Raw genomic sequence first — 6,355 nt, forward strand, 5'->3', positions numbered from 1 at the left:
CCACGACTCCCCAGTGACACAGTTAGTTCTGCATTAGAGAACGGTCTATGAGACTGCTACGAAATCGTCTCGACATAGAACTGCTATCCAACTACGTTCAGTTCAATCTCAATCTAACAGCACCTCAGTGACATACAAAAATATATTAGATGAGTAACTCAATTGGTGAATCCAATAGATCGGAGGAATGAGCGCACGTGCTTGAGGAATTGTTCTTGTTCATCAAGGTTTGGTGAATGACCGCTGTTTTCGAAAACGACGAGTTCGGAATTCGGGAGTAGTTCTGCGATTTCTTCGCTGTACTCGACCGGGGTGATCCAGTCGTGACGACCAACAGTAACGAGTGCTGGGCACTCAACTGATGGCAGTTCCGTTCGATAGTCCATATGTGGATGTTCGTGTGTGAACGTGTAATTGTGTGTTTCGTGGTGGAACTGCCTATCTTCGATACCTGCTTGAGCTGCTTCCGCATCAAAATCGTCGATCGTCGGTGCATACAGCGGTAACATCGCATGGAACGTGTTGCGTAACTCTTCGTCAGACCCTACATTACCATCCATCACGCGGTCGAACGCATCTTTGGTTAATGAAGGCGTGTCAAGATTAGCCTCCGTTACTGAGGCAAAACGCGAGGCAGCGATCTCTCGTGCTCGCTTTCTGTGGCCTCCATGAGCGGCTGTATCCCGAAGAATAATTCCAGCGAGCGCATCAGGATACCGAATTGCATACTCTTGCGTGATAAACCCGCCATAAGAGCCACCAATGAGGACCACTTCGTCGATATCAAGGGCTTTCCTGAGACCCTCGGCGTCATCAGCAAACTGCTCGTTCGAATATGGTGGTGTGAGACTCGAACTTCCACAGCCACGGTGGTCGTAGACGATGAGCCGGTACTCCTCGGTTAAGGGTCTATATGCGGTGAGCCCTTTTTTATAATCGCTTACTCCAGGTCCCCCGTGAAGCACCATTAGCGTCCGTTCGTGTTCCTCTCCGTGGATTTCGTAGTACAGTTCAGCATCATTGATCGACGCGTATGGACACATTATAAGAGCGCTCCTAGTTTGTCGTACGATGGCTCCGGATAGGTTTTTCTACTGGCGACAATCCCGTGTCGAGCCCACACGGTCGCCTGCTCTAATGCTAATCGAGCAGGGTCCAAGAACGGAACGCCAAGCGTATCTTGAATCTCTTCATGTCGTTGTGCGAATGATAGGCTCATACATCCTGGGAACAGCGCTTCTGCGCCGTCCTCTTCGATCGCACGCTGGCCAACAGTAATCATTCGTTCGACTAGCTCATCGGAGTCGTGATCAATCGATAGAACCGGTGCATCGACAGTTCGAATGCTCACACAACGATCCTCAAGACCATATTCAACTGCTTGTTCGTGGCTCATCGGGAGCGTTGAATCAAGAATGGTCAGCCATCCAAATCGGTCAGAAATCTGTGCAGCCGTGTAAAATGTCGTCTGTGCCGGTCCAACTACTGGAATCTCAAGAAGTTCGCGGAGCGGTCGAAGTCCGGGATCTCCAAAGCAACCGATTACGAGCCCATCGAACGACGATTCTATTTCAACTGCCTTCTTCATCGCCCCGTACACACACCACGCTTCTTCGACACCGCTTTCGATCGTCAGTGGCCCTTCGTCAACATCAACTACGGTAACTGTGCCAGTGGTCATTTTGTTCGCGATTCGTTCGCGCCTGTTCTTCTCGGCTTCGTCTAACCCGACGCCGGGAATAAGGTATGCAATCTCTGTCATTTATAACTCCGTATTGAGAAGGTCATTTGCGTTTTGTAGTTGCCCACAGACGCTATTTTGTGCCCGCGTGAGCTGTACGGTAAGGAACTTGGCTTCATTCGGCGAAAGAATCTCATAGTTTTTTACCGGTGCGAACGATGGAACTGGATCACGCCCGATTGCAGGATCCTGTTCAAACTGTCCTCCTCGAACCAGATAGATCCGATTGCAGATTCGAGCGAATTTAAGCAGTACCGCGTTAGCTCTCTCTATAGGAATCTCACCGTTTTCTACTTGTTGGGTAAAGGTTACTAGGTTATTTTCCAACTCGACCAGCAATTCGATTGTAGGTGAGAAATCGAAGTTGTCGCCAGCGACGTCGTTGTACCCCTCGACGGTCTCTTTTATTCGTTCGAGATACCGGCCTTGATCGAGCGGGAGTAGGTCTGCATTCAATACCCGTAAGATACTCAAAGCGTATACTTTTACATCTCTAACAAGCTCATCCTTTCCTGCTTTATCTAGCGAATCAGTCGAAACATGCCACGCATCAGAATTCCCTCCACAGCCCCCGACTGTGTGATATCCCCTCTCTTCGCGTTCCTTTGTCGGGATGTTTGATGAGAGCATAAACATCCCTGTCAGTCCAATGTTATCGAACGAGTAGTCCCCTGCTCGGAATGGAAAGCGTTCTGTGTACGCTGCGTCAGTAACATCTTCGATCGCACCCACAATGATGTCATGAGCATCCGGTGTCCAACAAGACATATCTGTGTACTCTTTGGAACCCTTCGCGCCGGGAGAATCCATGTTCACCTGTGCAACACAGTTTTCTGCGAGATCGAGTGCGAACTTGTCTGCATACCACGTCGAACCGGCGTAGCGACCGGTTGAATGTCCCGGCCACCATGCAATCCGGAGATTTCGCTTCAAATCATCGGCGTGCTCAGCGAATACACGAGCGCACTCAAGTAAGCCTGCATCGCCGGTCGCATTATCTGTAATTCCTACATACCACGAGTCGTAATGACCGTGCAAGAGAACAAACTCATCAGTCTCTGCTGCACCGGCGTGAATTTCTGCAACCACAAGCGGACACTTCATCCACTCGGTATTGAGGTCAGTTTCGACCTCCGCGTGGAACGGTCGATCCTCAGTTGCCCACTGGATCAATACCTCCCCATCAGGATTATTTATAGTAATTATCGGAACAGATGGGAGTTCATCACGCTGATCGAGCGTCGGTGCACCACCCCAAATTGGTGTTGCGATCCCGTCATGCGGCTCTCGCTTATGTGGATGAATTGTGATTACAGCTGCTGCGCCCTTTCGTTCGAGCGCTCTCGTCGCCTCGATCGACAGAAATCCGGCTGATGTCAACGCGATTTTACCAGTAAGATCTTCTACATGGGCAAATGGTTCTCCCGGTGGCTCGTCATCATCTGAAAGAAGATCTGCACCTGCTTCACCGACGTATACGACTTCCCCTGCCACCGTCCCGCTTGCAGAGAATGATATCGTCTTGACCGGTCCCGGCTCAAATGGCCGATCTATTGTACGAATTGAACCCTTCAGGGGTTGACTTATATACAGCGATGGATCGTATCGGGTAAACGGAACTGAAAGCTTCGTTAGTCGATCGGTTATGTATTCGGCTGCCTCTACCTCCTCTTTACTTCCAGATACTCGCTCTAATTCGCTAAAACGCTCTAATAGTGTCCAAGGCTCATCGACCGAGATACTCGACAGCAACGAGTCTGTGAGATCCGGCTCTACACCCTTTGGTACTTGTTCACTCATGCACAAGTCCCAACAAGATACGTGAATAAAACCTTTGCTCTGACCAGTACACAGACAGATGGGTTTTTGACAGTAGCACGTTAACATTGGGCAATGCTTGCCGGTGAAATAACTGACTATGGGCATCCGGAAGATGTCATCGAGATTGTCGATGTTCCAAAGCCAGAGCCAAAGACAGGATGGGTCCGTATCCGTGTTGAAGCGTGTGGACTGAACCATCTCGACGTATTTGCCCGTCTCGGTCATCCCGAAGACGAGGGTATGTTCCCGAAAAGATCCGGATGTGATATTACTGGTGTTGTCGATGCAGTTGGAGACGGCACCGACCCTTCGTGGTTAAATACGCCAGTTATTGTGTATCCATGTATTGTCTGCCACGAGTGTGAATACTGCCTTGACGGTGAACATACTCTCTGTACGGAGTACCAAATTATCGGCGAACACGTTCCCGGTGGATTGGCAGAGTATGTCGTTGTCCCCGAGTGGTGTCTTGAAAAACGCCCCCATGAAATGGATCCTATCACCGCTGCAGCCTATCCAATCGCATTCACGACTGCATGGCGGCTTGTCGTTACCGCTGGACAACTACAACCAGCAGAAACTGCACTTATTCTCGGGGCGAGCGGTGGGGTTGGAAACGCGGCACTACAGATTGCATCAGCACAAGGAGGCGAGACGTATGCGGTTACCTCTTCGACAGACAAAGTTGATCGACTCAAACCGTGGTCGACAGTTGTTTTACATGATCCCACATTTATTTTCGATACGCTTGTACACGAAGAGACAAGCGGGAGAGGTGTTGATTTAGTCGTCGACCATATCGGGGAACGAACTTGGCAACAAAGTATTAATTCGTTGGCTGGTGGAGGACGAATGGTCATTTGCGGAGCAACATCAGGTGCAGACGCTTCAATCGATGTCCGATCCGTTTACCAGAAGCATCGTAGAATTATCGGTGCGCCGATGGGGAATCGTCGAGATTTCCAGCAAGTGACTTCATTTATCACTCAAGATAAGATCGAACCAGTGATTGAGGATGTTTTGCCTCTTACGGATCTCCCGAAAGCGCATGAGAAAATCGAGAACGGGGATATTTTTGGGAAGATTGTCATTACCCCGTAACTTCATGACTTATATTCCACAAAGTGGAACTACTCAAGAGACCGTATCATACGATCAAAACATCAATAACGACAGAGATGCCATACTATATCATGCCTACAAATGACAAGTCACTCAAATCAGTCACACAAGCGTTCCACATACTGGAATACATTCGAGAAAATGAACCGGTCCGTTTGACCACAATTTCAACCGATCTAAGTATCGCCAAAAGTACGATGCATCGATACTTGTCAACCCTAATCGAGAATAAATACCTTGTCTGTCAGGATGGTCAATACCTGATTTCTTCAGCGTTTTTAGAGTACGCAAATAGAATTCAGACTCGCGATCCGTTTTATCCGCTCGTCAACGCTAAAATCCAGCAGTTAGCCAACGAAACTGGGGAGTTAGTTCAGTTTATTATCGAAGAATACGGCCGCGCGATTTATCTTTTTCAAGCAATCGGTGATAACGGTGTACAGGTCGGAAATTACGGCAAAACATCTGGACCGCTTCACTCAACCGCTGGCGGAAAAGCTATTATGTCCACTTGGAATGACGACCGAGTTGTTGATTTATGTGAACAGACTGGCCTTTCAAAAAAAACTGAACAGACAATTACATCAGTTTCCGACCTCCTTACAGAATTAGCTGAAACCCGATCGCGTGGATATGCGATTAATAATCAAGAGAACGTCGTGGGTTTGAATGCGATTTCAGTGCCAGTCTGTAATGAAAGCGGTACTGCAATTGGCGCAGTAAGTATCTCTGGACCGAGAAATAGACTTACAGAAAAGAAATGCGATACCGAATTAAAAGATATTCTCTTGAGCGTAAGTAATGAACTGGAGCTCAACTACCGACTTTTATAATCTGTTTCACAAAGTGGAACTACTGTTCCTTTCAAATTTATAATAAGAAACGTACTGCCATCACATCCATATCGATGTAATGAATACATTGTTGTGCGTAATAGGGTGTATCGTCATATATCATATCATTCTGCTGCTGAACGAATGCATCGTATTTAGCTAAACGAATTTCACTAGACGGCGAGGCTTGTAGTCATGTTTCTGTCCTCATGGATTGGACGCGACTTAAAATATTACTAAACAAATATATATGGTTCATTACTCTTTAATTATATGTTTTACAACAATTTGATTTCCATGCCGAACTGTCTGAAATTGTAGCCTTGCTTACCGGAGTGCTGCGGCTAGATGTTTGGGGTGATCAACGAGAAACACTGGGTTAGAGACGTCTTATTTCTCCGGGAACTCTCGTATAAACTGTTGTGTTAATGCGGTTGTAGTCATCGTAAACAGCCATATATGTGGGAATTTGTTCGTCTCTGGATTGAACGCGGCGTATCGCAAAAACTGCTGACCATTGATTCGGTTCACCGTCTCGCCGAGCGCAACGTGATCCGTGCTCGCATCGTCACCTGGCTTTAAGTCGGCTTTCTGGACCCAATCATAATAGCTTTTTGAGATCATTTAACACAAATATATCAATTTCTTTATCTGTATTTAAAATTGATAAAACTGTCAAATGGGGTCGTATGACGAGCCTCATCAGGTCGTTCGGTGTCCGATCTCGCTACACAAACTCTAGCTGTAGTTGGATAGCAAGACCAAGATATACCGCTCAGTGATGCCTCTCGTCCTTACCGAAGTTCTCTCCCACCCAGAATTGACTGGAGCTGTTCTG

At 47.6% G+C, this 6,355-nt stretch carries 5 protein-coding genes; 2 read left to right on the forward strand and 3 right to left on the reverse strand.

Going from position 1 to position 6,355, the window contains the following annotated elements:
- Positions 1 to 158 precede the first annotated feature (158 nt).
- Genes E5K03_RS00005 through E5K03_RS00015 form a run of 3 tightly spaced genes read right to left on the reverse strand, consistent with a single transcriptional unit; the run spans position 159 to position 3,628 of the window.
- The gene (locus E5K03_RS00005; protein ID WP_138004335.1) at positions 159 to 1,043 is read right to left on the reverse strand and encodes an alpha/beta fold hydrolase; all 885 of its coding nucleotides are present in this window, start codon (positions 1,041 to 1,043) and stop codon (positions 159 to 161) included.
- On the reverse strand, positions 1,043 to 1,762 hold the full coding sequence (locus tag E5K03_RS00010; RefSeq protein ID WP_138004336.1) for an aspartate/glutamate racemase family protein: 720 nt from the start codon (positions 1,760 to 1,762) through the stop codon (positions 1,043 to 1,045). The genes E5K03_RS00005 and E5K03_RS00010 overlap by 1 nt, the downstream gene beginning before the upstream one ends.
- Positions 1,763 to 3,628 (reverse strand): M28 family peptidase, encoded by a 1,866-nt coding sequence (locus E5K03_RS00015; RefSeq protein WP_240729900.1) that lies wholly within the window; start codon positions 3,626 to 3,628, stop codon positions 1,763 to 1,765.
- A gap of 6 nt (positions 3,629 to 3,634) precedes the next feature.
- Between E5K03_RS00015 and E5K03_RS00020 the strand changes: the two genes are divergently transcribed.
- Together E5K03_RS00020 and E5K03_RS00025 are read left to right on the forward strand one after the other, a co-directional pair.
- Complete coding sequence (locus E5K03_RS00020) at positions 3,635 to 4,663, forward strand: zinc-binding dehydrogenase (protein WP_138004337.1); 1,029 nt, start codon at positions 3,635 to 3,637, stop codon at positions 4,661 to 4,663.
- Positions 4,664 to 4,755: 92 nt separating this feature from the next.
- Positions 4,756 to 5,517, forward strand: a complete 762-nt coding sequence (locus tag E5K03_RS00025; protein ID WP_171006546.1) for an IclR family transcriptional regulator — start codon at positions 4,756 to 4,758, stop codon at positions 5,515 to 5,517.
- Positions 5,518 to 6,355: the final 838 nt, after the last annotated feature.

This window comes from Halalkalirubrum salinum (assembly GCF_005543295.1).
Lineage (GTDB): Archaea > Halobacteriota > Halobacteria > Halobacteriales > Haloferacaceae > Halalkalirubrum > Halalkalirubrum salinum.